The organism is Streptomyces sp. 4N124, assembly GCF_052245395.1.
GTDB lineage: Bacteria > Actinomycetota > Actinomycetes > Streptomycetales > Streptomycetaceae > Streptomyces.
The window spans coordinates 1-3519 of the sequence record NZ_JBQQBS010000131.1; the positions used below are offsets into that span (position 1 = coordinate 1).

General features: G+C 67.8%; 3 protein-coding genes and 1 pseudogene. 1 reads left to right on the forward strand and 3 read right to left on the reverse strand.

The window, feature by feature from the left end; translation table 11 throughout:
- Positions 1-33: 33 nt before the first annotated feature.
- Genes ACTWQO_RS48345 through ACTWQO_RS48355 form a run of 3 tightly spaced genes read right to left on the reverse strand, consistent with a single transcriptional unit; the run spans position 34 to position 1658 of the window.
- A complete protein-coding gene (locus tag ACTWQO_RS48345) occupies positions 34-363 on the reverse strand; it encodes a WXG100 family type VII secretion target (RefSeq protein WP_443243790.1) in 330 nt (109 codons plus the stop codon).
- Between the two features lie 21 nt (positions 364-384).
- Positions 385-696: a hypothetical protein gene (locus tag ACTWQO_RS48350; RefSeq protein ID WP_301980893.1), complete on the reverse strand. Its 312-nt coding sequence runs from the start codon at positions 694-696 to the stop codon at positions 385-387.
- A gap of 23 nt (positions 697-719) precedes the next feature.
- Positions 720-1658, reverse strand: a complete 939-nt coding sequence (locus ACTWQO_RS48355) for a serine/arginine repetitive matrix protein 2 (RefSeq protein WP_443243791.1) — start codon at positions 1656-1658, stop codon at positions 720-722.
- A gap of 209 nt (positions 1659-1867) precedes the next feature.
- On the opposite strand from ACTWQO_RS48355, the pseudogene ACTWQO_RS48360 reads away from it, so the two are divergent.
- Positions 1868-3519: pseudogene (locus ACTWQO_RS48360) on the forward strand (hypothetical protein); the annotation flags it as partial.

A 3519-nucleotide genomic window follows, 5' to 3' on the forward strand; every position in this document is an offset into this window, starting at 1 on the left:
CCCGTCCCCCCACCCCCCTTCTTCACCACCGGGTCAGGCGTTCGCCTCGCTCTGGGCCTTGATGACCTCGTTGGCGATGTCCTGGTCGGACTGGGCGATCGACTCGCCGATGTCCTGGAAGCTCTTGCCGTACTCCCCGATGTTGCTGGCCGAGGACTTCATCTGCTTGCTGAAGGCGTCGTACGCGTCCTTGAGTGCGGGGCTGGCCTTCTCGAAGACGAGGCCGTCCTGGAGCAGGCCGCTCACCGTGGTCTCCAGGTCGGTCAGTTCGTTGGAGATGTCGGTGAGCTTGTTGCCCATGGCCGTGGCGGCCCGGGCGATCTCGTCGTAATCGAAAAGGACATCGGGATTTCCTGCTGCCATCGTGATTCTCCTGAGGTGTGGCTACTGGCCGCTGCTGTTGACCTTCTCGGCGATGTCGTGGTCCATCCCCTTCACCGACTCCATGATCTTGCGGAACTGCTCGGCGTAACCCTTGATGCTGTCGGTGGCCTCCTTCAGCGAGGTGGTGAACTTCTCGTACTGGACCTGGAGGGCGGGGCTGGACTCGGTGAGGATCAGGGCCGTGTCCAGGAGGGTGTCCACTTCCTGCTTGGCCTCGTCCATGCGCGGGACCAGGGTCTGGTCGACGCTCGTGTCCAGCAGGCCGGCGACACGTTCGATCTCGGCGTAGGAGAGGCTGATGTTGGCTGCCATGGGGAGGGGTCCTTTCCCGGTCTCTACTCTTCGTCGTCTTCGGGGGTCACCCATTCCGCGTCCGGGCCGGAGCGGGTGGAGACGGTGACCTTGCCGTCCTGGTCGGTGCTCGTCATGGTTCCCGAGCCGTCGTCGCTGATCGCGAAGACGCTGGTGGTCTTCGAACCGTCCGCGTAGGTGGTGACCATGGTGTAGTCGCGGGCGTCGAAGGCGTCCTTGGTGCCGTTGCCCTCCGGATCGATGATCTTCGGGGCGGAGTCGTACGTGGTGACCGACGTGTAGGACTGGCCGTCGGGGGTGGTGATCGTCGACGTCTCCTTCATGACGTCGTGCTGGTCGTTCAGCTCGACCTTGACCTCGACCTTCCCGTTCGCGTCCTCGTAGGTGTACGTCGTCGGCGGGTCGTCGGAGGGCTTCTCCGGCGCGGGGCCCGGCGGATCGGGGGCGTCCTCGTCGTTCTGCCAGGTCTCGCACCAGGAAGGGGCGCCGTCCGCACGGCAGACCTCACCGATGTCGGCGTCCGGGTGCTGGTCGAAGTACTCGCCGGCGCCGATCTTGTCGAGGTAGGCGTCCCAGGCGGTCTTGTCCTCCTGCCAGGCCTCGTATGCCTCCGTGTCGTTCTTCCATTCGTCGAGGCCGATGCTGGAGCCCATCAGCCCCGCCGCGCTGGAGAGCTGGGCGTCGGCGTCGAAGAAGGTGTTGGCAACGGAGCTGAAGACGTCGGCCAGTTCGCCGAGTCCGTCCTTGGCCTGCTTCGTACGGGAGCTGGAGCGGCGGTAGAAGAGGTTGAACGCGGAGGAGAGACCGGAGTCGCCGAAGACCGCCCTGCGCTCGCTGGAGGTGTCCTCGCCCACCTCCTTGAACGCCCCGGTCGCGCCGCCCGAATCGGCCTGGTCGGCCAGGTCGTGCATCTTCTTCTGGACCGTGTGCAGGGCCGAGTAGTCGATGGAGAAGTCCGCCACGCGTCGTACCTCCTGGTGTCCCGTCCGCCTCTTCCGCCCCCTCCACGCACCGGGACCCCGGAAAGGTTCAACAGGCACTGTTTTCCCGTGCGTTGAACCATCTCGGGGTCCCGGTGCGTGGACGGTACGGACGACGGCCCGTACGTACGTCCCACGTCACGTCCGCGTGCGTCCCGACGCACGTCCCGGCAGCAGAAGGAGGCGCCCCGATGGCTCGTCCCGCCGACTGGAGCGCGCTCGACCTGGGCAGTGACCCCACCCCGGGCGACGCCGCCCGGATCGAGGAGATCATCACCTCGCAGGGCGAACTGGTCACTCTGGCGGACACCATCGACTCCGGGCTGACGGAGATCAAGAACACCACGGACGGGGCCTTCATCGGCGAGACGGCGGACGCGCTGCGCAAGGTGATCGACGGTGATCTGCGCAACTACGTGTCCACGTTCCGGCAGGCCCACCAGGACGCCCAGGCCGCGCTGCGGACCTATGTCGGTGTGATGCGCACCCAGCAGGAGCGGGCCGACGCCGCCCTGACCGCGGCAGCCGGGTTGGCCGAGGACGACGACGAGGGACGCGAGACGCACAAGTCCACCGCCGAGGACGCGGGGAACATCCTGTCGGACGCCGCCGAGACGGCGGCGACCGCGCTGACCACGGCGGCGGAGAGCATCGCCTCGCCGATCGACGAGTGCGAGGAGTTCTGGAAGGCGCTGGGCTGGCTGGCGCTGATCCTCATCATCCCCGCGATCATCGTCGGCGGTCCGCTGGCCCTGTTCGCCATCGGGCTCAACGTGGCGCTGCTGATCAAGACGGCGGTGGACTTCTCCCAGGGCAAGGCGAGCGTCACCGAACTGGTGCTCTCCATCCTGGGCGTCATCGCGCCCACCACCAAGGGCATCAACGTCGGCGCGGTGTTCAAGGGACTGAAGGGGGCCGGTGTCTCCGCCTTCCAGGGCGGCAAGAACCTGCTCCTGGGCGGGCCCAACGCGTTCGGACTGCTCGGCCGACTGACCCTCGGCATCGACGACACCTTCCGGGCCACCGGAGTCTGGCTGAACGGTCTGCGCGGCATCAACGGGATGAAGTTCACGCCCGGTCTGGCCTTCATGCCGGGGCTCAAGGGCTTCACCATGGGCGGGGTCGGCCTCGGCAAGGGCTTCAGCGTCCTCCCGGCGGCCACCGAGCTGACCGTCATCAACCTGCTGGGCGTGAAGAGTTTCTTCGCGGTGCGCAGCGTGATCAGCGGCCTGGGTGGCATCGGGAGGCTGGGCAGTTCGCTGGGCAGCGCGATGCTGAACGGCGTGCGCGGGCTCAACGGGCTGCGGTTCTTCCTGCCGGTCGCCGCGGACGAGATGGGCAACGGCCTGCTCTTCGCGCTCAGGATCGGCGTCATCGACCGCGGTGTCTTCGGCATGTACCGGTACGGGGCCTTCGCCGGGGGCCAGTTCCTCGGCGCGTCGAGCAAGATCAGCGGCGCCGCCGCGTCGGGGCTCACGCTGCTGCGGCCCGGGGCCGACCTGGGCGGTCTGTCGCACATCAACCTGACCGGCTTCACTCCCACTCCGGCCGGCGGACTCGGCTCGGGGCTGACGAATCTGCCGCCGATGAACCTGTCGCCCTCGGTCGGCAACGTCAACCTCACCGGCGGTCTGAGCGGGCTCGGCGGGTCCTTCAACGCGCCCGTCCCCGCCATCGGCGCCCGCATCACCGACCTGCCCGCCGTTTCCGGACTCAGCGGTGTGCACACGCCCCAACTGGGCGGGCTCGGCAGCGTCAACGTGCCCCAGCTGGGCGGGCTCGGCAACATGAACATGCCGCAGCTGGGCCAGATCAGCCAGGTCGGGGCGGTCGGCACGGGTGC